The organism is Rhodococcus sp. SORGH_AS_0301 (assembly GCF_030818285.1).
Lineage (GTDB): Bacteria > Actinomycetota > Actinomycetes > Mycobacteriales > Mycobacteriaceae > Rhodococcoides.
Window position 1 is genome coordinate 1303626 of the sequence record NZ_JAUTAC010000002.1, and the last position, 25846, is coordinate 1329471.

Annotated in this window: 26 protein-coding genes and 1 tRNA gene; 17 read left to right on the forward strand and 10 right to left on the reverse strand. The window is 68.1% G+C overall.

Annotated features, from left to right (window positions below):
• Position 1: 1 nt before the first annotated feature.
• Complete coding sequence (locus tag QE397_RS06795; protein WP_056446231.1) at positions 2 to 568, reverse strand: TetR/AcrR family transcriptional regulator; 567 nt, start codon at positions 566 to 568, stop codon at positions 2 to 4.
• Positions 569 to 657: 89 nt separating this feature from the next.
• Between QE397_RS06795 and QE397_RS06800 the strand changes: the two genes are divergently transcribed.
• On the forward strand, positions 658 to 2262 hold the full coding sequence (locus tag QE397_RS06800; RefSeq protein ID WP_307092477.1) for an MFS transporter: 1605 nt from the start codon (positions 658 to 660) through the stop codon (positions 2260 to 2262).
• On the opposite strand, the gene treZ is transcribed toward QE397_RS06800, so the two are convergent.
• The gene (gene treZ, locus QE397_RS06805; protein WP_307092480.1) at positions 2238 to 4016 is read right to left on the reverse strand and encodes a malto-oligosyltrehalose trehalohydrolase; all 1779 of its coding nucleotides are present in this window, start codon (positions 4014 to 4016) and stop codon (positions 2238 to 2240) included. The genes QE397_RS06800 and treZ overlap by 25 nt on opposite strands.
• Positions 4017 to 4130: 114 nt before the next feature.
• On the opposite strand from treZ, the gene QE397_RS06810 reads away from it, so the two are divergent.
• The 3 genes from QE397_RS06810 to QE397_RS06820 all read left to right on the forward strand — a co-directional run bounded on the left by QE397_RS06810 (position 4131) and on the right by QE397_RS06820 (position 7878).
• The gene (locus QE397_RS06810; RefSeq protein ID WP_307092482.1) at positions 4131 to 4805 is read left to right on the forward strand and encodes an LON peptidase substrate-binding domain-containing protein; all 675 of its coding nucleotides are present in this window, start codon (positions 4131 to 4133) and stop codon (positions 4803 to 4805) included.
• A 110-nt stretch (positions 4806 to 4915) separates the two neighbouring features.
• On the forward strand, positions 4916 to 6556 hold the full coding sequence (pgm, locus tag QE397_RS06815) for a phosphoglucomutase (alpha-D-glucose-1,6-bisphosphate-dependent) (protein ID WP_307092484.1): 1641 nt from the start codon (positions 4916 to 4918) through the stop codon (positions 6554 to 6556).
• A complete protein-coding gene (locus QE397_RS06820; protein WP_081821272.1) occupies positions 6553 to 7878 on the forward strand; it encodes an MFS transporter in 1326 nt (441 codons plus the stop codon). The genes pgm and QE397_RS06820 overlap by 4 nt, the downstream gene beginning before the upstream one ends.
• Here QE397_RS06820 and QE397_RS06825 read toward each other — a convergent pair.
• Complete coding sequence (locus QE397_RS06825) at positions 7819 to 8571, reverse strand: VIT1/CCC1 transporter family protein (RefSeq protein WP_373425281.1); 753 nt, start codon at positions 8569 to 8571, stop codon at positions 7819 to 7821. The two genes, QE397_RS06820 and QE397_RS06825, sit on opposite strands and share 60 nt — an antisense overlap.
• 111 nt (positions 8572 to 8682) lie before the next feature.
• On the opposite strand from QE397_RS06825, the gene QE397_RS06830 reads away from it, so the two are divergent.
• A complete protein-coding gene (locus QE397_RS06830) occupies positions 8683 to 9441 on the forward strand; it encodes a thioredoxin domain-containing protein (protein WP_027505882.1) in 759 nt (252 codons plus the stop codon).
• 93 nt (positions 9442 to 9534) lie between these two features.
• A tRNA-Ala gene (locus QE397_RS06835) sits at positions 9535 to 9607 on the forward strand.
• A 101-nt stretch (positions 9608 to 9708) separates the two neighbouring features.
• Here the strand turns inward: QE397_RS06835 and QE397_RS06840 are convergent.
• On the reverse strand, positions 9709 to 10053 hold the full coding sequence (locus QE397_RS06840) for an Lsr2 family protein (RefSeq protein WP_027505883.1): 345 nt from the start codon (positions 10051 to 10053) through the stop codon (positions 9709 to 9711).
• Positions 10054 to 10341: 288 nt separating this feature from the next.
• Between QE397_RS06840 and QE397_RS06845 the strand changes: the two genes are divergently transcribed.
• Positions 10342 to 11142, forward strand: coding sequence for an N-acetylmuramoyl-L-alanine amidase (locus QE397_RS06845; RefSeq protein WP_373425215.1), 801 nt, complete (start codon positions 10342 to 10344; stop codon positions 11140 to 11142).
• A 67-nt stretch (positions 11143 to 11209) separates the two neighbouring features.
• Complete coding sequence (locus QE397_RS06850) at positions 11210 to 12217, forward strand: GTP-binding protein (RefSeq protein ID WP_307092488.1); 1008 nt, start codon at positions 11210 to 11212, stop codon at positions 12215 to 12217.
• Here the strand turns inward: QE397_RS06850 and QE397_RS06855 are convergent.
• From QE397_RS06855 to glp, 3 genes are read right to left on the reverse strand one after another with little or no spacing between them, the layout of a single operon-like run.
• The gene (locus tag QE397_RS06855) at positions 12214 to 12627 is read right to left on the reverse strand and encodes a molybdenum cofactor biosynthesis protein MoaE (RefSeq protein ID WP_204868029.1); all 414 of its coding nucleotides are present in this window, start codon (positions 12625 to 12627) and stop codon (positions 12214 to 12216) included. The genes QE397_RS06850 and QE397_RS06855 overlap by 4 nt on opposite strands.
• Positions 12624 to 13646, reverse strand: a complete 1023-nt coding sequence (gene moaCB / locus QE397_RS06860; protein WP_307092490.1) for a bifunctional molybdenum cofactor biosynthesis protein MoaC/MoaB — start codon at positions 13644 to 13646, stop codon at positions 12624 to 12626. The genes QE397_RS06855 and moaCB overlap by 4 nt, the downstream gene beginning before the upstream one ends.
• Complete coding sequence (gene glp / locus QE397_RS06865; protein WP_307092492.1) at positions 13643 to 14848, reverse strand: gephyrin-like molybdotransferase Glp; 1206 nt, start codon at positions 14846 to 14848, stop codon at positions 13643 to 13645. Before glp ends, moaCB begins: the two co-directional genes overlap by 4 nt.
• A gap of 89 nt (positions 14849 to 14937) precedes the next feature.
• On the opposite strand from glp, the gene moaA reads away from it, so the two are divergent.
• The 3 genes from moaA to QE397_RS06880 are packed head-to-tail and all read left to right on the forward strand — an operon-like array spanning position 14938 to position 17010.
• Complete coding sequence (gene moaA, locus QE397_RS06870; RefSeq protein WP_222630637.1) at positions 14938 to 16002, forward strand: GTP 3',8-cyclase MoaA; 1065 nt, start codon at positions 14938 to 14940, stop codon at positions 16000 to 16002.
• 4 nt (positions 16003 to 16006) lie between these two features.
• Positions 16007 to 16252: a MoaD/ThiS family protein gene (locus tag QE397_RS06875; protein ID WP_307092495.1), complete on the forward strand. Its 246-nt coding sequence runs from the start codon at positions 16007 to 16009 to the stop codon at positions 16250 to 16252.
• Between the two features lie 2 nt (positions 16253 to 16254).
• On the forward strand, positions 16255 to 17010 hold the full coding sequence (locus QE397_RS06880) for a fructosamine kinase family protein (RefSeq protein ID WP_222630639.1): 756 nt from the start codon (positions 16255 to 16257) through the stop codon (positions 17008 to 17010).
• A gap of 2 nt (positions 17011 to 17012) precedes the next feature.
• On the opposite strand, the gene QE397_RS06885 is transcribed toward QE397_RS06880, so the two are convergent.
• A complete protein-coding gene (locus tag QE397_RS06885; protein WP_027507050.1) occupies positions 17013 to 17609 on the reverse strand; it encodes a TetR/AcrR family transcriptional regulator in 597 nt (198 codons plus the stop codon).
• Positions 17610 to 17693: 84 nt separating this feature from the next.
• On the opposite strand from QE397_RS06885, the gene QE397_RS06890 reads away from it, so the two are divergent.
• The 6 genes from QE397_RS06890 (at position 17694) to nrdF (ending at position 23918) form a co-directional block, all read left to right on the forward strand.
• The gene (locus tag QE397_RS06890; protein ID WP_222637772.1) at positions 17694 to 18254 is read left to right on the forward strand and encodes an NAD(P)H-dependent oxidoreductase; all 561 of its coding nucleotides are present in this window, start codon (positions 17694 to 17696) and stop codon (positions 18252 to 18254) included.
• A gap of 367 nt (positions 18255 to 18621) precedes the next feature.
• Positions 18622 to 18864: a redoxin NrdH gene (locus tag QE397_RS06895; protein ID WP_307092501.1), complete on the forward strand. Its 243-nt coding sequence runs from the start codon at positions 18622 to 18624 to the stop codon at positions 18862 to 18864.
• 135 nt (positions 18865 to 18999) lie between these two features.
• Positions 19000 to 19437 carry a class Ib ribonucleoside-diphosphate reductase assembly flavoprotein NrdI gene (gene nrdI, locus QE397_RS06900; RefSeq protein WP_037187075.1) on the forward strand — a complete coding sequence of 146 codons (438 nt, stop codon included), beginning with the start codon at positions 19000 to 19002 and terminating at the stop codon, positions 19435 to 19437.
• Positions 19438 to 19482: 45 nt separating this feature from the next.
• Positions 19483 to 21645, forward strand: a complete 2163-nt coding sequence (gene nrdE, locus QE397_RS06905) for a class 1b ribonucleoside-diphosphate reductase subunit alpha (protein WP_027507046.1) — start codon at positions 19483 to 19485, stop codon at positions 21643 to 21645.
• Between the two features lie 89 nt (positions 21646 to 21734).
• Positions 21735 to 22775, forward strand: coding sequence for a type IV toxin-antitoxin system AbiEi family antitoxin domain-containing protein (locus tag QE397_RS06910; protein ID WP_307092504.1), 1041 nt, complete (start codon positions 21735 to 21737; stop codon positions 22773 to 22775).
• A gap of 177 nt (positions 22776 to 22952) precedes the next feature.
• Positions 22953 to 23918 (forward strand): class 1b ribonucleoside-diphosphate reductase subunit beta, encoded by a 966-nt coding sequence (gene nrdF, locus QE397_RS06915; RefSeq protein ID WP_307092506.1) that lies wholly within the window; start codon positions 22953 to 22955, stop codon positions 23916 to 23918.
• A gap of 291 nt (positions 23919 to 24209) precedes the next feature.
• Here nrdF and QE397_RS06920 read toward each other — a convergent pair whose 3' ends face one another.
• Positions 24210 to 24683 (reverse strand): NUDIX domain-containing protein, encoded by a 474-nt coding sequence (locus QE397_RS06920; protein WP_307092508.1) that lies wholly within the window; start codon positions 24681 to 24683, stop codon positions 24210 to 24212.
• A 24-nt stretch (positions 24684 to 24707) separates the two neighbouring features.
• Positions 24708 to 25778, reverse strand: a complete 1071-nt coding sequence (locus tag QE397_RS06925; RefSeq protein WP_307092510.1) for an ABC transporter substrate-binding protein — start codon at positions 25776 to 25778, stop codon at positions 24708 to 24710.
• Positions 25779 to 25846 lie beyond the last annotated feature (68 nt).

Consider the following 25846-nt stretch of genomic DNA (forward strand, 5'->3'; position numbering starts at 1 on the left):
GTCATCCGGCCGACCCCTGACCGCTCGGGTCGACACTGCTCGAACCGCCACCGAGGAGCCGTTCGACCACGTCACGGTGCAGGTCGGGCGGCGTGTGGGGGAGGCCGAGCAGCGCGGCGAGGTAGATGCCGTCGCCCACCAGCCGCACGATCTCGGCCTGCACCGGATCGGTCACCTCGCGCTGCAGCGCGCGGTCCCACATGCCCATGACGTCGATGACGGCCTGCTGCACCTCGCCGGGTCTGCCGTCGATGCTGCGCAGCGCGGCGAGAGTGGAGCGGTAGAGCGCCACCTCCTCGGCGGACGAGGCGTCCGGTGGCTGGAGATACCACTGCGCCAGCGAGGTGCCGGCGGCCTCCGCCTCGACGCGTTGGACGTCGGATCGTTCACCGAGGCGACGCACCAGCGCGGCCATCATCGCGTCCTTGCTGGGGAAGTGGTACAGCAGACCACCTTTCGAGACGCCGGCCCGAGAGGCCACCGCCTCGAGGGTGGCCTTGTCCGCGCCGTCGTCGAGGAGCAGCGTCTCGAGGGCGTCCAGGATGCGGTCGCGTGTGTCGGCTGCCATGACACGCACTGTACCGGCCGGACGGTTGTTGCTACGCTGTCGGTGTCCGTCGACTGTACCGTCCGGACGGTAAACGAAAGAGGTGTCTCGTGTCCGTGTCCCCGGCAGCGTCCGTGCAGCCGAATCCCGACGATCTCGTACCGGCCGGCGCCACCCGCCGCGACTGGCTCGGTCTGGTGGTGCTGGCCGGTGCCGTGATGCTCATCGCCGTCGACGGCACCGTCCTCGACATCGCGCTGCCGTTCCTCAGCGCGGATCTCCGCCCGAGCAGCACCGAGCTGCTGTGGATCATCGACGTCTACTCGTTCGTCCTCGCCGGCCTGCTGGTCACCATGGGCACTGTCGGCGACCGCATCGGACGACGGCGGTTGCTCCTGATCGGCGCGGTCGGCTTCGGGCTGTCCTCGGTGCTCGCCGCCTTCGCGGTCGACCCCGCGATGATGATCGCGGCCCGTGTGCTGCAGGGCATCTCGGGTGCCACGTTGATGCCCGCCACCCTGGGCCTGATCCGCACGATGTTCCAGGTGCGGCGTGAACGCACGCTCGCGATCGGTGTCTGGGGTGCCATGGCCGGCGGCGGCGCGGCGGCGGGTCCTCTGGTGGGCGGGTGGCTTCTCGAGCACTTCTGGTGGGGCTCGGTCTTCCTGATCAACGTGCCGATCATGATCGCGCTGGTCGTCGTCGGTCCGTTCACCATCCCGGAGTCCAAGGATCCGGAACCGGGCCGATTCGACGTACCCAGCGCCGCGCTGTCGATCCTGGCCATCGTTCCCGTCGTCTACGCGATCAAGGAGACCGCCGCTCACGGGCCGCACCCGTCGATGATTCCGGTCGCGCTGGTCGGTCTGGCCGCGGGCACCGTCTTCGTCCGCCGGCAGGGCCGACTCGCCGCTCCGATGATCGACCTGATGCTGTTCGCGCAGCGTCGCTTCTCGACAGCCGTCGCGACGAACCTGCTGTCCGTCTTCGCGCTGGCGGGAGTCCTGTTCTTCGGCTCGCAGTACCTGCAGTCGGTTCTCGGCACGTCCCCGCTGGAGGCCGGTCTGATCATGCTGCCGGGAACGGCGACGAGCATCGTCGCGTCGCTCGCCGCCGCACATCTCGTACGCCGATGGGAGGCGGGCACCGTTCTCGCCGTGGGACTCGGGGTCTCCGCGGCGGGGGCACTGCTCCTGACACGTCTCGGTCAGACCGACGGCATCGCCGTGTTCATGGCGTCGTTCGTCCTGGTCGGTGTCGGCGCGGGTCTCGCGCTGACGCTGACGTCGGATCTGGTGGTCGCCTCGGTTCCCGCGCCGCGCGCCGGCGCAGCGTCTGCGATCTCCGAGACGGCGTACGAACTCGGGATCGCCCTCGGCGTCGCGTTGCTCGGTTCGGTGGTGATGGCCGTGTTCCGTGGCGGTATCGACACGTCGGCGCTCGACCCGGACACCGCGTCGGGTGCCCGCGAGACCATCGGCGAGGCGGTCTCGCTCGCGCGGACGCTACCGGCGGATCTCGGTGACGCTCTGACCAGTTCGGCCGGCGCCGCCTTCGTCGACGGGATGCACGTCGCGGCGGTGGCCACCGCGATCGTGCTCGCCGCCAACGCTCTCCTCGTGGCTCTGGCTCTGCGTGGCTCGGACGCCGGCGACGCGCGGGCCGATCCGGAGAGTCGCTCCAGCGGAACTCACTCCAGCACGACGAAGGAGTGACCCGGAACGGTCGTCGCCGACGCGGTCGCGTTCGGCGTCGGCTCGTCCCACCACAGCAGCGGTGTGCCGCCCACCGGCACGGTCACCGGCGAGTCGGTGAGGTTGCACGCGATGCTCAGACCACGGCCCGCGGTGGGGTGCGCCCGGTGGATCACGATCCATCGGGCGTCCTCGTCGTAGTCGACGTGCACGCCGGTCAACCACGGGTTCGTGATCTCGGTGCGCTGGGCGCGCAACGCCAGAAGTGCTCGGTAGCAGTCGAGTACGCGGGCGTGATCACCCTCGGTGACCTCGTCCCAGTTCAGCTTCGAGTTCTCGAACGTCGCGGGATCCTGCGGGTCGGGGATGTCCTCGCTGTCCCACCCGTGGGACGCGAACTCGGCCTTGCGGCCCTTCGCGGTGGCCTCACCCAGCTCGGGTTCGGGATGGGAGGTGAAGAACTGGAACGGGGTGGAGGCGTCGAACTCCTCACCCATGAAGAGCATCGGGGTGAAGGGGGACAACAGGATCAGCGCCGCCTTGACCGCCAGCTGCCCCGGCGTGAGTGAGAAGCCGGGACGATCGCCGATTGCGCGGTTGCCCACCTGATCGTGCGTCGTGGTGTACGCGACGAGCGAGCTCGCCGGGAGCACCCGTCGGTCCAGGGGTCGACCGTGCACGCGGCCACGGAAGGTCGAATACGTCCCGGCGTGGAAGAAGCCCTGCGTGATGGTGGTCGCGAGGCACTGCATCGAGCCGAAGTCACCGAAGTAGCCCTGACGTTCGCCGGACACCGCTGCGTGCACGGCATGGTGGACGTCGTCGTCCCACTGGGCAGTGAGGCCGTACCCGCCGCCCGCTCGGGGAGTGATGAGCGTCGGGTCGTTGAGGTCACTCTCCGCGACCAGGCTCAGGGGTCGACCGACGTGCGCCGACAGGGCCTCGGTCTCCACGGCGAGCTGCTCGAGGATGTGGGTGGCCGTGGTGTCGGCCAGGGCGTGCACCGCATCGAGACGGAGCGCGTCCACGTGGAACTGCTCGAACCACCGCAGTGCGTTGTCGATGATGTAGCGCCGCACCGTGTCCGACTCCGCGCCGGCCACGTTGACCGTCTGTCCCCAGGAGTTCGCACCCTCGGACATGTACGGGCCGAACTTCTCGAGGTAGTTGCCCGACGGACCCAGGTGGTTGTAGACCACGTCGAGCGTGACGGCCAGCCCCCGGGCGTGGCAGGCGTCGACGAACCGCTGGAAACCTTCCGGACCGCCGTAGCCCTCGTGGACGGTGTACCAGAGGACGCCGTCGTAGCCCCAGTTGTGTGTCCCGTTGAAACCGTTGACGGGCATGACCTCCACGAACGTCACGCCGAGGTCGACGAGGTGATCGAGTCGGTCGATCGCCGAGTCGAACGTCCCCTCCGCGGTGAAGGTGCCGATGTGCAGTTCGTACAGCACGCCGCCCGCCAGCGGGCGACCCGTCCACGCGTCGTCGGTCCACGCGAAGGTGTCCGCGGAGTACAGCGCCGACGCCTCGTGCACGCCGTCCGGCTGCCGCGGCGAGCGCGGATCCGGGATCACCGCATCGTCGTCGTCCAGGACGAAGCCGTACCGGGCACCGTCGGCGGCGGGCACCTCGGCGCTCCACCACCCGTCCTTCTCGGTCATCGGGTGCAGGTCGCCGTCGAGGTGCAGTCGGACCCGCTCGGGTGTGGGTGCCCAGACCGCGAACGTCCGGGGTCCAGTGGTGCGGGAAGCGGCGCGAACCGGAGTGCTCATGGACGCATCCTTACCCAGTAGCCGGGCCACCGACACCGGACCGGCGGGGGAGTTGCACCACACCCGGGTCGTCGGGTTCTGTCGCGGTGGTCGCGGTGAGTGCATGCTGGTGGTGTGGACGACGACATGCACGCCCGGTCCGACGACATCTACGAGCTCCCGATGTTCCCGCTCGGCTCGGTGGTACTTCCGGGGGACGACGTGCCGTTGCACGTGTTCGAGCCCCGCTACCGCGCGATGGTGCAGCACTGCCTGGACACCGAGTCGGACTTCGGGGTGGCGCTCATCGAGCGAGGCCACGAGGTCGGCGGCGGGGACGTGCGCGGCGTGGCCGCAGCGTCGACCCGGATCGACCGCGCCCTCCCCACACCGGACGGGCGCTTCGTGCTCGAGTGCCGCGGAGTCGACCGGATCCGCGTGCTGGAGTGGCTGCCGGACGATCCGTACCCGCGGGCGCGTGTCACCGCCTGGCCCGATCTCCCGGCGGGCGACGAGTCGCTGGACGAGGTGTACGACCTCGTGCAGGAGCGCACCGACCGGCTGTTCGAGATCCTGACAGGCATCGCACGCTCGCGCGATCTGCCCACACCCGAGGCGCCGCGTGTCGACGCGGACGGAACGCGCTCCGTCGCCGAGGTCTGGGAGTTCGCGTCGTCCCTGCCGCTCGGCTCGTCCGATCGCGCGAAGGTGCTCGCGGCAGAAACGGTCGGACGACGACTCCACGTCCTCGCGACCGCTCTCGAGGACGTCATCGCGATCGCCGAGTTCTCCGCGCTGCCCGATCTCTGACCGTCCGACGACGCGGTCGGGGTCTCGATCCGACAGTCGTGGTCCGCGGTCGTTGCTCGCCCACTAGGGTTCTCGGGGCGGGGGTACGCAATCGACACAGGAGGACCCGAGTGGCTCACGAGCGAGCGGGACAACGGGCACAGGCATCGGATCTGGTCGATCTGTCGCATCTGGTGACGGCCTACTACAGCGTGAAGCCGGACGTCGAGAATCCCGATCAGCAGGTGGTCTTCGGTACCTCCGGACATCGTGGATCGTCCCTGGACGGCGCCTTCAACGAAGACCACATCGTGGCCACGACACAGGCCATCGTGGAGTACCGGTCCGCGCAGGGCACCACGGGACCGCTCTTCCTCGGTCGCGACACCCACGCGCTCTCCGAGCCCGCGTGGGTCACCGCCGTGGAAGTTCTCGCCGCCAACGACGTTGCGGTGCTGGTGGATTCGGCAGACCGCTACACGCCCACCCCGGCGGTGAGCCACGCGATCCTGCGTCACAACGCCTCGGGTCCGTCGGCGCTCGCGGACGGCATCGTCGTCACGCCGTCCCACAACCCGCCGCGCGACGGCGGTTTCAAGTACAACCCGCCGAACGGTGGACCCGCCGACAGCGACGCCACCTCCGTGATCGCGGCGCGCGCCAACGAGATCCTGCGCTCCGGTGTGTCGTCCGTGAAGCGCGTGTCCCTGGCGTCGGCACTGGCCGGGTCCGTGCAGAAGTACGACTTCCTCACCACCTACGTCGACGATCTCCCGTCCGTCGTCGACATCGATGCCATCCGGTCCGCGGGTGTGCGCATCGGCGCCGATCCGCTGGGCGGTGCGAGCGTCGACTACTGGGCGGCGATCGCCGAGCGGCACCGCCTCGATCTGACCGTGGTCAACCCGCTCGTCGACGCGACATGGCGGTTCATGACCCTGGACACCGACGGCAAGATACGGATGGACTGCTCGTCGCCCAACGCGATGGCGTCGTTGATCGGCGCCCGGCACGACTACGACGTGTCGACGGGCAACGACGCCGATGCGGACCGGCACGGCATCGTCACCCCCGACGGCGGACTGATGAACCCGAACCACTACCTCGCGGTGGCGATCGACTACCTGTTCTCGCACCGGCCGGGATGGCCCGCCGAGGCGGCGGTCGGCAAGACCCTCGTCAGTTCCTCGATGATCGACCGCGTCGTGGCCTCGCTCGGTCGCGCCCTGCTCGAGGTGCCCGTGGGGTTCAAGTGGTTCGTGCCCGGTCTCGTCTCCGGTGAGATCGGGTTCGGCGGCGAGGAGAGCGCCGGCGCCTCGTTCCTGCGGACGGACGGATCCGTCTGGACCACCGACAAGGACGGCATCATCCTGGCCCTGCTCGCCTCCGAGATCACCGCGGTGACCGGGAAGACACCGTCGACCCGCTACCGGGAGCTCACCGAGCAGTTCGGTGACCCGTCCTACGCACGCACCGATGCGCCCGCGACGCGCGAGCAGAAGGCCGTGTTGGCGAAGCTGTCGGCGGAGCAGGTCACCGCGACCACCCTGGCGGGGGAGGACATCACCGCCACGCTCACCTCGGCTCCCGGCAACGGGGCGGCTCTGGGCGGACTCAAGGTCACCACGGACAGCGCCTGGTTCGCCGCTCGGCCGTCGGGTACGGAGGACGTCTACAAGATCTACGCCGAGTCCTTCCGCGGTGCGGATCACCTCGCCGAGGTGCAGAGCGCCGCACGCGATCTCGTGTCGTCCGTCCTGACCGGGGAGTGAGCGCCGCAGCAGGGGCCGGTGCCGGGACGCGGGGGACCGCCCCCGATCCCACCCGCGACATCTGGATCCTCGTCTCGGCCGCGTTCGTCATCGCACTCGGCTTCGGCATCGTCGCGCCCGCGCTCCCGGGGTTCGCGCTCGCCTTCGGGGTCGACGAGTTCGCGGTCACCGTCATCATCAGTGCCTTCGCGGCGACACGGCTGATCTTCGCGCCCGCCAGCGGATCGCTCGTGCAGCGCATCGGCGAGCGCCGGGTCTACCTCACCGGTCTCGTCGTCGTCGCGGTGTCGACCGGGTTGTGCGCACTGGCCCAGACGTACTGGCAACTCCTCCTCTTCCGGTCGCTCGGCGGTATCGGGTCCACCATGTTCACCGTGTCCGCGCTGGGACTGCTCATCCGGATCGCCCCGCCCGATCGCCGCGGGCGCGTCTCCGGCATGTACGCGTCGAGCTTCCTGGCCGGCACAGTCCTGGGCCCGTTCGTGGGCGGCATCGTGCTCGGTGTCGGAGGTCTGCGGGCGCCGTTCGTCTTCTACGCCGTGACGCTGGTCGCGGCCGCCGCCGTCGTCGCGGTGGGCCTGCGAACACCCGCCGCGACCACGGAGGCCGATCGGGACGCGGCGGTCGTGCTGCGGTTCGCCGACGCCCTGCGCTCCCCGACGTACCGGTCGGCCCTGCTGTCCAACTTCGCCAACGGATGGGCGGTGTTCGGCGTGCGCACGGCCATCGTGCCGCTGTTCGTCGTCGCTGCGCTCGGACGCAGCGATTCCATGGCCGCCGTGGCCCTCGCGGTGTTCGCGGTGGGCAATGCGGTGGTGTTGGTGCCGGCGGGGCGATGGTCCGATCGGTACGGGCGCAAGCCGTTCCTCGTCGCCGGGCTCCTGCTGTGCGGCGCATCGACCGCGACCATGGGCATCTCGGGATCGACGGAGGTGTTCCTCGTGATCACCTTCGTCGCCGGGCTCGGGTCCGGGCTGATCACGCCGACCCAGCAGGCGGCGGTGGCCGACATGATCGGCTCGCGCGCCCGTGGAGGCCCCGTCCTCGCCGCATTCCAGATGGCCATGGACGTGGGCTCGGTCATCGGGCCGCTGGTCGCCGGTGTACTCGTGACGGAACTCTCCTACGCGGCCGCGTTCGGGACCTCGGGTGCCATCCTGCTGATCGCCGCGGTCGGTTGGATGGTGGTACCCGACACGCGGTCCGGGCGGGTGTCGCTGACCGGGAAGCCCAGCGCGGTGACGATCGATCCGGACGGCGACTCAGGCGGTGCCGACACCGATGAGGGATCCGACGGCGTAGGTCGCCGCGACGGCGAGTGAGCCGAACAGCAGTTGGCGGAGCGCTCCGACGACGGTCGACCGCGAGGTGAAGTGCGCGGCGAGCGCGCCCGCGATCATGAGGCCCACGGCGCCGCACGCGAGCCCGAGGGCGAGGACGTCCGATCCCAGCAGGAACGGTATGAGCGGAATGATCGCGCCGATCGAGAACAGGACGAAGGACGATCCGGCCGCCACCCACGGTGACGGCTTCTCGGTGGGGTCGACACCCAACTCCCGCGAGATGTGCAGATCCACGGCACGATCGGCGTCCGTGTGGATCTCGCGCGCGGCGACCGTGGCCGTCTCGGTCGACATGCCCATGTCGGTGAGCATGCCCACCAACTCCGCCTGTTCGGCCTCCGGGTACTTCGTGAACGCGGCGCGCTCGGTGGTCACCTCGGCATCGATCTGCTCGTTCTGGGTGGACACGGACGTGAACTCGCCGAGTGCCATCGAGAACGCTCCCGCGACGAGGCCGGCGATTCCGCTGAGGACCAGCATGTGCGTCGAGACGCCCGCACCGCCGACACCCGCGATGAGCGAGGTGTTGGTCACCAGTCCGTCCATGGCCCCGAACGTGGCGGCCCGGAGCCAGCCTCCCGAGACGTCGGCGTGTGTGTGATCGATGTCGTGGGGCAGGCCGGGCCCTCCCTCGACGGGCACGGCGGACGCCTGCGGATCACGGGGCTCGATGTGGGTCACGGGGCGAATGTACGCGCGCCGGAACGTCTCTACCAGCAAGCATTGGCATACCTGACATCCAGTTCTCAGCACACTGTCAGTCGCGCGTGACACAGTATTCGCGTGAATGCCTCGAAATCGTCGTCATCGAAATCGTCGAGCAAGTACACGCCACAGAAGTCGTCGAGCACGTCGACCTATGTTCTGGGCGGTCTCGCTCTCCTGGTCATCGCGGCCGTCGTCATCGGCGGAGTGTTGTGGCAGAACTCCCGCAGCCAGCCGCGCGCCGACGGATACGGGTCCGTGCAGAATGCGGCGGTCACCTCCTCGGTCGACGACGACGGCGTGGTGCGGCTGGGTCTCCCGGAGGCGACACGCACGGTCGACATCTACGAGGACGCGATGTGCCCGTACTGCGCCGAGTTGGAGAACACCTACGGCCAGGAACTCGCGCAGAAGATCGACGAGGGCACCATCGCGGTGCGCTATCACATGCTCGACTTCCTGAATCAGTTGTCGCCCAGCGGTGACTACAGCACCCGTGCGGCCGCCGCATCGCAGTGCGTCGCCGCCACGGGCGACGGGCCCGCCTACTCCGCATTCCACTCGGCCCTGTTCTCGCCGGACTTCCAGCCGGAGGAGAAGGGCAGCGCGGACCACACCGCGGACGAGCTCGCCGCCCGCGCCACGGAGGCGGGAGCCTCCGACGAGGCGGCGCAGTGCATCACCGACGGAACGCGAGTGGCGGACGCCGCCACCGACGCTGCGACGGGCAGCGCGGCGCTCGCAGCTGCCGGCGCGCGAGGCACTCCCACCGTCATCGTGGACGGCGCGATCGTCGACACCACCACCAACTCCGCCTGGGTGTCCGATCTCGGCTGACGCTGATTTGGACCTCGTCGAACCGATGGTGTAACTTCGGTCGAGCGTTCTTCGAGCGGTGCGAAACACTGTTTCTCACGGTCAGAAGAGCACGGGGCTATGGCGCAGCTGGTAGCGCACCACACTGGCAGTGTGGGGGTCAGGGGTTCGAGTCCCCTTAGCTCCACCGATTGACAGCTCCACCGAGTAACAGCTCCACCGAAGTTGGCAGACACGCGAAAGGCCCCGTACCGGTCAGGTACGGGGCCTTTCGCGTGTGATGTGGTGTCAGTGCGCTGCGTCGTACGCGCTCTGCACCTCGGAGGGAATGCGCCCGCGGCTCGACACCGTGAATCCCGCGTCCACGGCCCATTCGCGCACGGCCCTGGTCTGTTCGGGACTGCGTCGTCCCATCGGCTTCGTGCTGCGTCGTCCGCTGTGCGTTCCGGCCGACACCTTCGCCGCGTGCTCGATGTAATAACCCAGAACACGTCGGAACTCGGCGGCATTGTCGGGCCCGAGGTCGATCTCGTAGTGCGTGCCGTCGACCGCGAACGTGATGTGTTCGCCGTCGTCCTCGAGAGGTGTTCTGTCGATGTCGTCGACCAGCTGAACAACGACCTTCTTCGCCATGTCTTCTGCTTTCGTCGCTGAGCTCGGTTAATCACGCTTTGCCGAGACCATACCGTGTGAACCGCCCTTCCAATTCGGTCGGGGGCGCCGCGATACACGTCATTTTCTCGGGGCGCGGAGCCATTGTGCACGGATATCGCGATTCACGCTGTCCGGACTCGCGAACGGTCACGACGGGGTCACGGACGGCTACCGATCATCACACGTTCAACCAATTCGCCGTGCCATTCTTGGAAATCGCGAGAACATCGTGTCGGCGCACGTGCGCCGAGGTGGGAAGTGGGGCGTATGCGATCGTCGGTTGCACGACACTGTGGTGTCTCGATCCTCGCGGTCGCACTGGTCTCCGTGGCGGTCCCGCCGGGGGCCGCTGCGATCCCGGTGACACCGGACGCACCGCTCGCGGGCACCGTGATCTTCCTCGATCCCGGACACCAGGGAACGGGCCACGGGGAGAACCTCGCAGCGCAGGTGGACGACGGCCGGGGCGGTACGAAGGACTGCCAGACGAGCGGGATGACGGCGCTCGGCGGAACGCCGGAACACACCATCGTCTGGGACGTGTCGCAACTGGTGGCCTCGCGCCTCGAGAGTCTGGGTGCCGAGATCGTGCTGAGCCGGCCGGACGACACGGGATGGGGTGGGTGCATCACCGACCGTGCGCGGGCGGCGAGTGCATCGGGCGCCGCGGTGGCGGTGAGTGTTCACGCCGACTCCACCTCACTCCGGTCCGACGACGCGCATCACGGATTCCACGTCATCGTCCCGGCGCTGCCGGTGCCGTCCGCCGACGTCGACGAGGTGCAGTCCGGTGAGGGACGGCGTGCATCCACCGCCATGCGGGACGCGTACGAGCGAGCCGGATTCACACCGGCGAACTATGCGGGGGTGGACGGGCTGCAGGTGCGATCCGACGTGGCCGCCCCCGCTCTCACGACCGTCCCCGTCGTCTTCCTCGAGATGGGCAACGGGTCGAACCCGTCGGATGCCGCCGAGCTCGAGAGTGCTGAGGGTCGCGCGTCCCATGCGGCGGCGATCGCGACCGGGATCGTCGATTTCGTGGCGGGAAGGCCGGAGGTCGGTCGGTGAGGGCGGGGAGGCCGGAGGCCGGTCGGTGAGGGCGGGGAGGCTGAATCGGCTGACGTACCCTGACGCGGTGTCTCGCAGCGCTGTTCCGGTCGTCCTCGTCGCCGGGTACCTCGGATCCGGTAAGACGACGTTGCTCAACCATCTCCTCCGCCGCAATCACGGCATTCGAATCGGCGTGGTGGTCAACGACTTCGGCGCCGTGGACATCGACTCGATGCTGGTCGCCGGGCAGGTCGACTCGATGATCACCCTGGGCAACGGCTGTCTGTGTTGCGCCGTCGACACCGAGGATCTCGACGAGATGTTCGGAGCCCTCACCGCGACCAGTGCCGCCGTCGACGCGATCGTCGTCGAGGCAAGCGGTGTGGCGGAGCCACGTACTCTCATCAGGATGGTCGTCGCGAGCACCGACTCGCGGATCCGGTACGGCGGCATGGTGATGGTCGTGGACGCCCTGCACGTGCTCGAGTCGACGGCCCGGCACCAGCACCTCGCTCAGCATCTCGGTCTCGCCGACCTGGTGGTGGTGAACAAAGCGGATGCGGTGGGACCCGGACGCATCGACGAGGTGCTCACGCTGGTGCGCGACGCGGCTCCCGCTGCCCCGACGGTGGTGACGTCGCACGGAGCCGTGGACGTGTCGCTCCTTCTCGATCCGCCGAAGCGGCCCGACGACGAGCCCCGGCAACTCGCCCTCGACGATCTGTTGCGGGAGCAGGACGATCCCCACGACCACCTGCACGCGAGTTACGAGACGTTCAGCGTCGAGACCAGCGACTGCCTCGATCCGCGGGCGTTCTTCGAGTTCCTCGAGAACCCGCCGGCGGGGCTGTACAGATCCAAGGGATTCGTTCGATTCGGCCGTGGCGCGGCGCGATTCGTCGTCCAGACGGTCGGCGTCCACATCGACGTCGAGACCGCCTCGTCCCGCGGAGACACCGCGCTGGTCTTCATCGGCTCGGGACTCGACGTCGCGGCGGCGCGTTCCCGGATCGAGGCGATGGTCCGCACCGAGAGTGCGACCGACGAAGAATCACTCGTGGTGCACAGGTTCCTGCGCACCGGCGACCGCTAGAGCCCCACCCACTCGCTGGTGCCGCCGGGGAACTGCTGGCGCTTCCAGATCGGCACCTCGGTCTTGATGCGATCGACCAACGCCTGCAACGCTGCGAATGCTTCGGCGCGATGGGGAGACGCGACCGCGGCGACGAGAGCGGTGTCACCGATCGTCAGGTCGCCGACGCGGTGCACGGCCGCCGTCGGCAGGCCGGACGACGCGGCCGCGTCCTCGCAGCAGCGACGCAGGAACTTCTCGGCGTCGGGGTGGGCTCGGTACTCGAGTGCCGACACCGACTCGCCGTGGTCGTGGTCGCGGACGACTCCCCAGAACACCAGCACGGCACCGTGTTCGGGACCCGAGACGGCGTCGGAGACCTCCGCTGGATCGATCGGATCGCTCGAGATCCGGGCGAGAACCGTTGTCATTCGTGAGCACCGCCTCCGCGTACCTGGGCGACGAGATGGTCCACGATCGGATCCAGCACCGTCAGTCCGTCCTTCACTCCGCCGGGTGATCCGGGCAGGTTCACGATCACTGTCTTCCCAGCGACGCCCACCAACCCGCGGCTGATCGAGGCGCGCACGGTGGCTGCCAGTCCCGTACGTCGGATCTCCTCCGCGACGCCGGGTAGTTCGCGGTCGAGCAGTGGCCGGGTGGCGTCGGGTGTGGCGTCGGTGGGGGAGACGCCCGTGCCGCCGGTGCTGATGATCAGGGCGGGTCCGCCGGTGAGGGCGTCTCGTAAGCCCGCGGCCACGTCGGCGTCTGCCACCACGAGAGGCCCTCGAACGTCGAAACCGCGGTCACCGAGCCACGACACGATGCGCGGTCCCGTGGTGTCCTCGCGCGTCCCGGCTGCGCCGCCGGTGGACGCGACGACGACGACCGCAGTTCGATCGCCGAGAGGCGTTGCTGTGGAGGAGGTGTCGGGCTGGTGGTCGTCGCGCGTCCACACGCCGCGCTTGCCACCCTCCTTCCGGATCAGACGCACCGACTCGATCGACGCTGCCGGATCCACGGCCTTGACCATGTCGTGCAGCGTGAGCCCGGCGATGGACACCGCCGTCAGTGCTTCCATCTCGACGCCCGTCCGCCCGGTCGTGACGGCTGTGGCCTCTATCGTGATCGTGTCGTCGGTGAAGCCGAAGGACACCGCGACCGAGGACAGCGGAAGCGGATGGCACAGCGGAATGAGATCGGACGTCCGCTTCGCTCCGGCGATGCCGGCGATGCGCGCGGTCGACAGGACATCGGCCTTCGGCATGCCGTCGGCACGCACCAGGGCGATCACGTCCCGAGTCGTCCGCAGGGACCCGGCGGCGACCGCGGTGCGCGTGGTCTCGCTCTTCCCGCTGACGTCGACCATGCGGGCCCGGCCGTCGGAGTCCAGGTGCGAGAGCCCTGTGGAGGAACTCCCGGATGAGTGCGCAGCGGATGAATCGTTCACAGCGGCCACACTCGCACACTGTTGCCCGCGGGCACCTCGACGGTGTCCGCGGGGACGTCGACCAAAACATCGGCGGCGGCCATCGACACCACCAGGTGCGACCCCGGTCCGGACGACACCACGACGCCGGTCTCCGTGAGTCGGCCCCGCAGGAACTGTCGCCGTCCGGGCAGGGATCGGACGGCCTCGTCGGCGATGCGCTCGGTGACGGTCGCGTCGGGGAGGCCCGAGAGCCTCCGGATCGCCGGACGGGCGAAGACGAGGTAGGACACCAGGGTGCTCACGGGATTGCCGGGGAAGCTGATCACCGGGGTGCCGTCGAGGTCGGTCCACCCCTGCGGCCCACCGGGCTGCATCGCGACGTGGGTGAAGGTTCCCCCGCGGGGGCCGAGCACGTCCCGGACCACCTCGAAGTCGCCCATCGACACACCCCCCGAGGTGATGATCACGTCCGCGTTCTCGGCGGCCTCGGACAGCATCGCGAAGAACTCGTCGGCGGTGTCGGTACTGCGGCCGCGGAACGTCACCACGGCGCCGTCCGCGGTCACCGAGGTCGCGAGCGTGAGACCGTTCGAGTCGTACAGCTGACCGGGTCCGAGTGCACTGCCCGCCTCGACGAGTTCGGCGCCGGTCGCGATGACCGCGACCCGCAGCCGGGGGCGGACGGTGACGTCGGATCGGCCGACGGCCGTGAGAGCGCCGAGGTGACGGGGGCCGAGCGTCGTGCCGGCTGTGACGACGACCGACCCCGCCGCGATGTCGCTGCCCTGCTCCCGCACGTACTCACCCGAGCGCCGTGAGCCGAGGACGCGGACACCGTCCCCGTCCATCTCGGTATCCTCGACGGGGATCACCGCGTCGGCGCCCTCGGGTACCGGAGCGCCGGTCATGATCTTGCGTGCCGTGCCCGACCGATGCCGTTCGTCCCCGGCATCGCCGGCGGCGAGAACGCCGGTGACCGGCAGTGTGACCGGTACGCGGGCAACCGATTCCGCGTCGACCGCGTATCCGTCCATCTGGGAGTTCCGGAAGTTGGGGACGTCGATGAGGGCCTCGATGTCCGCGTGCGTCACGCGGCCGAGCGCATCGGTGAGCGGAACCGTCTCCGGGGGGCGAGCGGACCACGCGCGGGTGATCATCTCGTCGATCCGAACGGCGTGATCCTCGACCGAGCGTGCCGACGTCGTGTGCGCATGGCCCATGCGGTCATCCTAGAGCGGGAATGAGGACGGTCGGGTTCCCGTTGCCCCGAACGGGCATACTGACGTGAACGGCGAGTGGAGGTGATCGGATGACGACGGTGAGCATGGGAATTCCCAGCCTGCCCGGTGTCGTGCGCGCGCCGTCCATGGTCGGCCGTCCGGACGTTCCGCACCTGCTGGACAGTTTCGGTCGCATCGCGCGGGACCTGCGCATCTCGGTCACCGAGAAGTGCTCGCTGCGATGCACCTACTGCATGCCGGCCGAGGGGCTGCCGAACCTGGAGTTCGAACAGCTGCTCACCGCGCAGGAGATCGCCCGCCTCGTCGGCGTCGCCGATCGACTCCTCGGTGTGCGCGAGGTCCGCTTCACCGGCGGCGAGCCGTTGGTCCGCAAGGACATCGTGGACATCATCGCCCTGACCTCTCAGCACGCACCCGGTGTCGAACTGTCGATGACCACCAACGGCATCGGCCTCGAACGCCGAGCGGAGCGTCTTCGCGAGGCGGGTCTGACCCGGGTCAACGTCTCTCTCGACACGATCGACCGCAAGCACTTCGCATCGTTGACCCGGCGGGACCGGTTGCCCGCCGTGCTCGGCGGCATCGACGGGGCCCTGGCGGCCGGACTGACGCCGGTCAAGATCAACGCCGTTCTCATGCGCGAGACTCTGCACGGCGCTCAGGACCTGGTGCAGTGGTGCCTGGACCGCGGTGTCGATCTGCGGTTCATCGAGCAGATGCCGCTCGACGCCGACCGGGAGTGGGCGCGCTCGACGATGGTGTCGGCGGCGGAACTGCTCGATCTGCTCGGGGAGCGGTTCACGCTCACCGAGATCGGCCGCACCGATCCGTCCGCGCCCGCCGAGGAGTGGACCGTGAACGGTGGCCCCGCCACGGTGGGCATCATCGCCTCGGTCACCCGGTCCTTCTGCGCCGACTGCGACCGGACCCGGTTGACGGCGGAGGGGACCGTGCGGTCCTGCCTGTTCAGCGACTCCGAGACCGATCTGCGGGTGGCGTTGCGCGGGGGTGCGACCGACGAGGAGATCGCGGACCTCTGGCGCGGAGCGATGTGGAACAAGTGGGCCGGCCACGGGATGGAACGTGAGGACTTCGTGCCGCCGGAACGCTCGATGGGTGCCATCGGTGGTTGAGTCCGTGACTGTGGACGTGCGGTACTTCGCGGGGGCCGCGGACGCTGCGGGCACCACGCAGGAGTCCTACGACCTGAGGGTCGGCGCGACCGTGGCGGACGTGAAGTCGGCGCTGCGTGGACGCCACGGGCAGAAATTGAATCGTGTGCTGGACGTGGCGGTGTTCCTCATCGGCGACGAGATGGTCCGCGACGACGCCTACCCCGTCGGTTCCCGGATCGACGTACTCCCGCCCTTCGCCGGCGGCTAGAGATGGCGTTCGTCAAACGGCGTGAGGACGCGCATCCCGACTTCTTCGCCGCCGAAGCTGCAGGTCTGCGGTGGCTCGCCGACGGGGGAGCGCCTACGGTCGACGTCCTCGAGGTCGCGGCCGACCACATCGTTCTCGAACGCCTCGACTCCGTCCGGCCGACGCCGGACGCTGCTCGCCGCTTCGGCGCACTGCTCGCCCGCACCCACGACAGCGGTGCCCCCCGGTTCGGCTCGCCGCCTGCAGGTTTCGACGGAACGCTGTTCATCGGATCGCGCACCATGTCGTCGGTGGAGCACGACCGCTGGGGTGAGTTCTACGCGCAGGAACGGGTGCTGCCGTATCTCCGTGTCGCGGTCGACGCCGGCACGGTCACGCGGGACGAGGCCGACCTCGTGGAGCGTGCCTGCTCCGTCGTCGCGGACGGGTCGTTCGACTCGACCGACCCTCCGGCGCGTCTGCACGGCGACCTGTGGACCGGCAACGTGCTCTGGACGCCCGGCGGCGTGACGCTCATCGACCCCGCGGCGCACGGCGGACACCGCGAGACGGACCTCGCCATGCTGTCTCTCTTCGGCTGTCCGCACCTCGAGCACCTTCTCGACGGCTATCAGGAGCAGCACGAGCTCGCTCCGGGTGCCGAGGAACGGGTGCCTCTGCATCAGCTGCATCCCCTCGCAGTGCACGCGGCGGGTCACGGCCGGAGCTACGGCGTGGCACTGGCCGACGCCGCGACGCGGACCCTCGCGCTGGCCTGAGGTCAGGCGGAGGCGATGCGGCGGGCGAGATCCTCCCAGCCGTCGGCGAGGCGCTCGGTGGTCATTCCGGCGTCGCGTTGCAGGTGCAGCACCAGAGTGGCCTCGAGCGGGGCGAGCAGCGCGTAGGCCAGCAACGTGACATCGCCCGACACGCCGATCTGCCGCAGCAGTGTGCTCACGTGGGTCAGGCCGACCGCGTGGGCGGGCGCGGAGAAGCGCGAGACGGGCGAGTTCTCGGCTGCCCGCAGCACCTCACCCTGCACGGCGACCAGGTCGAGGCGGGCACGGCCGAACGCGACGAGTCGATCGAGCGGTGGTGCGCCGGGGCCCAGCGGGGGAGGACCGAAGAGGAAGGCCTGTTGGAGTTCGGTCTCGGTGTGGTCCAGAAGAGCGAACATCAGACCCGCACGACTGCCGAACCGACGGAACACGGTGCCCTTGCCCACACCTGCGCGGGCTGCCACGGCGTCCATGGTGACGGAGTCCGCTCCGCGCTCGTCGACCAGCCCGATCGCGGCGTCGAGGAGCAGACGGCGGTTGCGCGCGGCGTCGCAGCGCTCGCTGTCGTCGGCCGCCATCGGCAGAGGGGCATGTGTCACACCGTCAGGATAGCGCGTGACGGAAGAAAGTGGACTACGGTCCGGTTGTAGATCACGGACACACTTCGTCGAAAGGACCCACCCATGAGTCGCGTCATCGCACTCGTCGGCAGCCTCCGCGCCGCCTCCATCACCCGTCGTCTCGCCGAGACCGCCGCGTCCGTCGCACCCGAGGGCGTCGAGGTCGTCATCCACGAGGGCCTCGGAGACCTTCCGTTCTACAACGAGGACATCGACACCCCCGAGTCGGTCGCCTCGCTCGACACCGTGACCGCTCTGCGCGCGGCCGTCCAGGACGCCGACGCCGTGTTGCTGCTCACGCCCGAGTACAACGGCACCATCCCCGCAGTACTCAAGAACGCCATCGACTGGCTCTCCCGCCCCTACGGCAGCGGCGCCATCTCCACCAAGCCGACCGCCGTCATCAGTTCCTCGCCGAGCTCGAACGGCGCCCGGTGGGCCAAGGAGGACACGGAGAAGGCGGCGCGGATCGCCGGCGCGAGCGTGCTCGACGACGTCGATCTCGCCATCGGTGGCGTGGTGGCCGCGATCGACGGGGGCCATCCCCGTGACAACTCACAGATCGCCGCGGACATCGCCGAGGTCGTCACGGCGCTCACCCGCGCGGAGCTCGTCGACGCCTGAGGCTCGAGGCCCCGTCCGCAGCGCGGTCTCGCGACGCGCCCGAGGGGTCGCGACACGCCGGAGTTTTTCGCGTCCGACCAGGTAATTCCACCAGTGTCATTACAAAGTGTGGTGTTGCCTTGCACTGTCGGACACTAGGTGTAGTGTCTTGAACACCGAGAGGCCACAACGGCTCGAGGCCCGCATCACCCCCTTTTCGGAGGGGTGGATGCGGGTCCGGCCCGGTCTCTCGGACAGGTTGTCAGTGGTGTGCACGGCAGAGTCGGCGGGTCTCGCTTTCTCCAGTGCGATCCCACAGCAGCAGTGCAGGACAGCTCTCGGGCGAACAGCGAGCGCATCCGGACACAGGATGCGGAGAAGAGGATTCATGAGCGCCACCACCGTCACCGTCTACACCAAGCCCGCCTGCGTGCAGTGCAAGGCCACGTACCGCGCTCTCGACAAAGTTGGCATCGAGTACGACGTCATCGACATCTCGCAGGATCCCGAGGCACGTGACTACGTCATGGCGCTCGGCTACCTGCAGGCACCTGTCGTCGTCGCAGGCGAGGACCACTGGTCCGGCTTCCGTCCCGACCGCATCAAGACCCTCGTCACCGCCGCTGCCTGAAGCGCGTCCGCCGCGCCTTCGGACGAGGAGGCCGGCTGGGGTGAGTTCCCGACTCACCGCTGACGGCCGACCCACCCGGTCCGCGCCGTCGCGAATGTCGAAGAAGTGCGCAGAGTCGGCGGAGGATGGAGCATCGTGTCCGAATCGCTGGTCTACTTCTCGAGCGTCTCGGAGAACACCCACCGGTTCGTGGAGAAGCTCGAGATCCCCGCGACGCGCATCCCCGTTCGCTATCCCCGCGACGACGTGGAGATCGACCGTCCGTACGTCCTGATCCTCCCGACCTACGGCGGCGGCACCACCGCGCTGGGGCGCGACACGAGTTACGTCCCCAAGCCCGTCATCCGGTTCCTCAACGACGAGCACAACCGGTCCCTCATTCGCGCCGTCATCGCCGCGGGCAACACCAACTTCGGCGATTCGTACTGTTTCGCCGGGGACGTGGTCTCGGCAAAATGTCAGGTCCCGTTCCTCTATCGCTTCGAAGTCATGGGTACCCCGGAGGACGTGGAGCGGGTCCGCACCGGACTCGCCGAGTTCTGGGACCGGCTCGACGCGACCTGCACCATCTGATCGTCCGCACCAGTACCGCCCATCATCGATCTCAGGAGTACGCACATGGCACCGACCATCACCGACTCGTCTCCCGCCGTGTCGCGCCGTGACGACTCGGAGCTCGACTATCACGCTCTGAACGCGATGCTCAACCTGTACGGGCCGAACGGCGAGATCCAGTTCGAGAAGGACCGGGACGCCGCGCGGGCGTACTTCCTGCAGCACGTCAACCAGAACACGGTCTTCTTCCACAACCTCGACGAGAAGCTCGACTACCTGGTGGAGGAGAACTACTACGAGGCAGAGGTTCTCGACCAGTACTCGCGATCCTTCGTCAAGGGTCTGATCGAGCACGCCTACTCCAAGAAGTTCCGGTTCCCCACCTTCCTGGGTGCGTTCAAGTACTACACGTCCTACACACTCAAGACGTTCGACGGGAAGCGCTACCTGGAGCGCTTCGAGGATCGCGTGTGCATGGTCGCGCTGACGCTGGCCGCCGGCAACGAGACTCTCGCGACCGACCTGGTCGACGAGATCATCGCCGGCCGCTTCCAGCCGGCCACTCCCACGTTCCTCAACTCGGGCAAGAAGCAGCGCGGCGAGCCCGTCTCCTGCTTCCTCCTGCGCATCGAGGACAACATGGAGTCCATCGGTCGCTCCATCAACTCGGCACTGCAGCTGTCCAAGCGTGGTGGCGGAGTCGCGTTGCTGCTCAGCAACATTCGTGAATCCGGTGCGCCGATCAAGCGCATCGAGAACCAGTCTTCGGGCGTCATCCCCATCATGAAGCTGCTCGAGGACTCGTTCTCGTACGCCAACCAGCTCGGAGCGCGGCAGGGTGCCGGCGCGGTGTACCTGCACGCGCACCACCCGGACATCTACAAGTTCCTCGACACCAAGCGCGAGAACGCCGACGAGAAGATCCGCATCAAGACGCTGTCCCTCGGCATCGTCATCCCGGACATCACGTTCGAGCTGGCGAAGAAGAACGAGGACATGTACCTCTTCTCGCCGTACGACGTCGAGCGCATCTACGGCAAGCCCTTCGCCGACGTGAACGTCAGCGAGACGTACCACGAGATGGTCGACGACGCGCGCATCCGCAAGACGAAGATCAAGGCGCGCGAGTTCTTCCAGACCCTCGCCGAGCTGCAGTTCGAGTCGGGCTACCCCTACATCATGTTCGAGGACACGGTGAACCGGGCCAATCCCATCGAGGGCAAGATCACGCACTCGAACCTGTGCTCGGAGATCCTGCAGGTCTCGACGCCGTCCACGTTCAACGAGGATCTCTCGTACAGCCATGTGGGCAAGGACATCTCGTGCAACCTGGGTTCGCTGAACATCGCGAAGACCATGGACTCGCCCGACTTCGCGCAGACCATCGAGGTCGCCATCCGCGGCTTGACGGCCGTGTCGGACCAGACCCACATCTACTCGGTGCCGTCCATCGAGCAGGGCAACAACACCTCGCACGCCATCGGCCTCGGCCAGATGAACCTGCACGGCTACCTCGCTCGTGAGCGCATCCACTACGGCAGCGAGGAGGGTGTCGATTTCACCGACATCTACTTCTACACCGTGCTGTTCCATGCGCTGCGGGCCTCGAACCGTCTGGCGAAGGAGCGCGGCAGCTACTTCGGAGGCTTCCCGCAGTCCAAGTACGCGTCGGGCGAGTTCTTCGACAAGTACACCGAGCGCGCCTGGGAGCCCAAGACAGCGCGTGTCCGAGAGTTGTTCTCCCAGTCGGGAATCAGCATCCCGACGCAGGACGACTGGGTCGAGTTGAAGGCGTCGGTGCAGCAGCACGGCATCTACAACCAGAACCTGCAGGCCGTCCCGCCGACCGGCTCCATCTCGTACATCAACTACTCCACCAGTTCCATCCACCCGGTGGCGTCGAAGATCGAGATCCGCAAGGAAGGCAAGATCGGCCGCGTCTACTATCCGGCGCCGTACCTGACCAACGACAACCTGGAGTACTACCAGGACGCGTACGAAATCGGCTACGAGAAGATCATCGACACGTATGCGGCAGCGACGCAGCACGTCGACCAGGGCCTGTCCCTCACGCTGTTCTTCAAGGACACCGCGAGCACCCGCGACATCAACAAGGCGCAGATCTACGCGTGGCGCAAGGGAATCAAGACGCTGTACTACATCCGGCTGCGCCAGATGGCCCTCGAGGGGACCGAGGTCGAGGGTTGCGTCAGCTGCATGCTCTAGTGGGCTTCGCCCCCGTGCGCCTTGTGCGCATCTGACGATGCGCAAAAGGCGCACGGACGGGTGTCGTACCGGTCGTGCACCATCCCCGCATGCGCATCCGGGGGGACGAACATGAACTGCATCGACTATTGGACGATCAGTCAGGCCTGTTCACGCAATCGCAGGTGACGGCTCTCGGCTACAGCCGAGACAGAGTTCGGCGGCACGTCGAGTCGGGCCGCTGGGCGATCGTTCTTCGGGGCGTCTACGCCATCGCAGCAGGTCCGCTCGATCGGGAACAGACTCTGTGCGCCGCCCTGCTCTACGGCGGCCCGGACTCCTTGCTCAGTCACCGGAGCGCAGCGGAGGAGTGGGGTCTGCGGCGAGTCTCATCGGGTGCACGCGCCCATGTCACGGTTCCCTACGGCCGTTCGGCGCGGTGCCAGAGTCCCACCAGGGTTCGCTCCCGAGTGACGGCGACGGGACCGGTGGCCCGCGTCGGGTCAGTTCTACATCCCGGGGTCGTGGTGCATCGGTCCCGCGCTCATGCACACATCGTGCACGACGGGCCGCTACCGAGAACCCGTGCGGCCGACACGGCGATCGACCTTGCGACATCCGAATCGACTGCGCGCGAAGCGATGACGAGTCTGGTGTCCTCCGTGAGCAGTCGGATCGTGCGCCTCGACGACATCCGTGAGCGACTCGAGAAGCGTCGCCCCTACCGCTACCGTGTGGCCCTCGAACAGGCTGTGCGGTACATGTCCGACGAGGTGCAGTCCGTTCTCGAACTCGCGTACGCACTCGAGGTCGAGCAGGCGCATGGATTTCCCGTCGGTGCACGTCAGAGCCCTGTTCGCGTCGACGGGCGGACATTGTTCGAGGATGTCGACTATTCGAACGTCGGCGTCGACCTGATCGTTCGCCTGGACGGCCGTCGGTTCCACGCGATGCCCGGCGTGGCCTTCCGCGACCGTCGACGCGACAACGCCGCGGAACTTGCCGGCCGCCCGCGTCTGGTGCTCGGGTACGACGAGGTGGTCGACGATCCCTGCGGTGTCGCACGTGAGGTGACGACCGTCCTCCGTCGTGAGGGGTGGGTAGGCGAGTGGTCGGGCTGCGCCCGTTGTGAGCCTCGTGCGCATCTCTGAACGCGCATGAGGCGCACGGGTCGGAGACACACGGTGTTGTGTTGGCCCCCGGGGCATGCCACAACGGGTAGTGTTGCCGTCAGTGACAATTCGCGGCCACGGCCGCATTTCTCGCAGTCCCCGGCGCACCGCAGGTGCAGCCGTGAAGCAGAGTCATCGATCAGCAGGTAGGTACCCATGGTGAAGCTCATCGATCGCGTCTCCGCGATCAACTGGAACCGCGTCGTCGACGACAAGGATTCCGAGGTCTGGGATCGGCTCACCAGCAACTTCTGGCTGCCCGAGAAGGTGCCGATCTCGAACGACATCCCGTCCTGGGACACGCTGACGGACCACGAGAAGCAGCTCACCATGCGCGTCTTCACGGGTCTGACGCTGCTCGACACGATTCAGGGCACCGTCGGCGCCGTGTCGCTGATCCCGGACGCCATCACTCCGCACGAGGAGGCGGTGTACACCAACATCTCGTTCATGGAGTCGGTGCACGCCAAGTCCTACTCGTCGATCTTCTCGACGCTGTGCTCCACTCGCGACATCGACGACGCGTTCCGCTGGTCCGAGGAGAACGCGAACCTGCAGCGCAAGGCGTCCATCGTCATGGACTACTACAAGGGCGACGACCCGCTCAAGCGCAAGGTGGCCTCCACCCTGCTCGAGTCGTTCCTCTTCTACTCGGGCTTCTACCTGCCGATGTACTGGTCCTCGCGGGCCAAGCTCACCAACACGGCCGACCTCGTTCGCCTGATCATCCGCGACGAGGCCGTGCACGGGTACTACATCGGCTACAAGTACCAGCGCGGACTCGAGACCCGTTCGCCGGCCGAGCGCGAAGAGCTGAAGAACTACACGTTCGACCTGCTCTTCGAGCTGTACGAGAACGAGACCGAGTACACGCAGGACCTGTACGACGAGGTCGGTCTGACCGAGGACGTCAAGAAGTTCCTGCGCTACAACGCGAACAAGGCGCTCATGAACCTCGGCTACGAAGGCCTGTTCCCGAAGGACGAGTGCGACGTCAACCCGGCCATCCTGTCGGCGCTCTCACCCAACGCCGACGAGAACCACGACTTCTTCTCGGGTTCGGGAAGCTCGTACGTCATCGGCAAGGCAATCAACACCGAGGACGACGACTGGGACTTCTGACCCACCTCACCTCGGGGCACCGTCCGCTTTGCGGGTGGTGCCCTGAGTCATGTCTGGTGAGCACGTCTCGAGTGCGAGGTGCTCCGGTTCCCGCAACCCGCTTCGGTTGTAGCAGGAGCGGCTTGCGGAAACCGGAGCACGTGCGCCGTTGCGCCCTCCTGCAACGGTTGTAGCCACCTTCACCGGTTGTGACCGGTGAAGGTGGCCGAAATCGGTGAGGGTGTGCGGGCGCGCCGGACACTGAGCAGCGGTGCACACAGGACGCGGCAGGACGGCACGGTCCGGCGCCACCTACCGCCGGAACCAAGCCTCCGGGCCGTGGTCCAGCGCCTTCGCGATGCGGAGAGTCGAGGTGTCGGTGATGTCCGCGGGCAGCGCATCGCGCGCGAACCACTGCACGTCGAGGTTCTCGTCGTCCGCGACCCGCGCCTCGCCGGCGACGTACCGGGCGAGGAAGCAGACGTCGAGGTACTGGGTGCGGTCGCCGTTCGGGTAGACGATGGGCTCGGTGACGTCGACACTCGTCAACCGCACGAGCTCGGCCGTCACGCCCGTCTCCTCCAGGATCTCCCGGAGGGCGGCCGGTCCGGGTTCCTCGCCGGGCTCGAGGACGCCGGACACCACGGCCCAGAGCTCGTTGTCCTTGCGACGCGTCAGCAGGAGCCGATCGTCGGCGTCGAGCACGACGGCACTGACACCGGAGAGCCAGAGCGGATGGTGACCGATCTTGGCGCGCAGGGTGGTGATGAACTCGGGTATCGGCACTCCCGGAACGCTACCGCCGACGCGTCAGACGTAGCCGTTCAGCGTGTTGGACACGTCGGTGAGGATCGCGCCCGCGGCCACGAGGCCCTCGCCCGACCACACCGTGTCGTCGACGCTGAACACGCGACTGTCCGTCGCGGCGCCGAGGTCCTTCCACGCGTCCGAGTCCATGACCTCGGTGCCGCGTTCCAGCCCCGCCTGTCCGTCGAACATGACGTAGATCAGGTCGCCCTCCGCGTCGGACAGATCGTCCTGCGGGAGTGCGCGGGTCTCGCCGAGCTGAGGCCCCGGTCGTCGCACGCCCGCCTGCGCGAGTACCTGCCCCGCGAAGCTGTCGTCGCCGAGCAGTTGTGTGCCGTCGGCGCCGAAGCGCACGAGAGACGCCTCGGTGATGCGGGAGTTCTGCTCGCGGCCCACGGTCTCGGCGCGTGCGCGGTACTGCTCCGTCGCACGGGTGGCGGCGTCACGTCGTCCCATCGCCGCGGCCGCGAGCGTGGACCGTTCGAGCCACGACGACGACGCGCGCGTGAGAACGGTCGGGGCGATGCCGTCGAGTTGCGCGGTGACGGCGGGGTCGAGGGCGTCGCCGCCGATGATGACGTCCGGAGCCAGTGCTCGGATCGCGTCGACGTCGGGGGAGCCCTCGGGTCCGACGCCGGCGATCTCGGCGATGCCGGTGCCGAGGTAGTCCGGGCGCAGCAGGCCGGACGGGGGAGCGGTGGGAGCGAGCGGCGCCGTGGGTGCGCCGACGACGCGCTCCCAGGTGCCGACGGCGCACGACGCGTCGAGTGCCGTCATGGTGAGAACCACGACACGTTGCGGATCGGCGGGCACCGTGGTCGCACGGCCGCTGCCGACGACGAGCCGGGTGTCACCCTGCTGCCCGACCGAGTCGATCGGCTGCGGGAGCGCGCACAGGCCGGCGGTGTCACGTTCGATGCCGACCACGCCGGCTCCGGCCACGTTCGTGGTGGTCCGGACGATGGTGGAGGCGTCGTCACTCGAGGTGTCGCCGCAGGCAGAGAGGGCGAGCATCGCGGGAATCGTCGCGAGGGCGACGACCGATCGAGCGTGACGACGAGAGCGATCCGACATGGCCGAGACCTTACGGGCAGTCCGGAAGCCGGTCGCTCGGCGAGTGGCGGGCAGGCCGTGCTCCGGTC

Bases quoted from the DNA above. Each gene is read 5' to 3' on its own strand.
- QE397_RS06795 (WP_056446231.1), bottom strand. From the start codon at position 568: ATGGCAGCCGACACACGCGACCGCATCCTGGACGCCCTCGAGACGCTG.
- treZ (WP_307092480.1), bottom strand. From the start codon at position 4,016: ATGAGCACTCCGGTTCGCGCCGCTTCCCGCACCACTGGACCCCGGACG.
- QE397_RS06840 (WP_027505883.1), bottom strand. From the start codon at position 10,053: ATGGCGAAGAAGGTCGTTGTTCAGCTGGTCGACGACATCGACAGAACA.
- QE397_RS06845 (WP_373425215.1), top strand. From the start codon at position 10,342: ATGCGATCGTCGGTTGCACGACACTGTGGTGTCTCGATCCTCGCGGTC.
- QE397_RS06855 (WP_204868029.1), bottom strand. From the start codon at position 12,627: ATGACAACGGTTCTCGCCCGGATCTCGAGCGATCCGATCGATCCAGCG.
- glp (WP_307092492.1), bottom strand. From the start codon at position 14,848: ATGGGCCATGCGCACACGACGTCGGCACGCTCGGTCGAGGATCACGCC.
- moaA (WP_222630637.1), top strand. From the start codon at position 14,938: ATGACGACGGTGAGCATGGGAATTCCCAGCCTGCCCGGTGTCGTGCGC.
- QE397_RS06880 (WP_222630639.1), top strand. From the start codon at position 16,255: ATGGCGTTCGTCAAACGGCGTGAGGACGCGCATCCCGACTTCTTCGCC.
- QE397_RS06890 (WP_222637772.1), top strand. From the start codon at position 17,694: ATGAGTCGCGTCATCGCACTCGTCGGCAGCCTCCGCGCCGCCTCCATC.
- QE397_RS06895 (WP_307092501.1), top strand. From the start codon at position 18,622: ATGAGCGCCACCACCGTCACCGTCTACACCAAGCCCGCCTGCGTGCAG.
- nrdE (WP_027507046.1), top strand. From the start codon at position 19,483: ATGGCACCGACCATCACCGACTCGTCTCCCGCCGTGTCGCGCCGTGAC.
- QE397_RS06910 (WP_307092504.1), top strand. From the start codon at position 21,735: ATGCGCATCCGGGGGGACGAACATGAACTGCATCGACTATTGGACGAT.
- nrdF (WP_307092506.1), top strand. From the start codon at position 22,953: ATGGTGAAGCTCATCGATCGCGTCTCCGCGATCAACTGGAACCGCGTC.
- QE397_RS06925 (WP_307092510.1), bottom strand. From the start codon at position 25,778: ATGTCGGATCGCTCTCGTCGTCACGCTCGATCGGTCGTCGCCCTCGCG.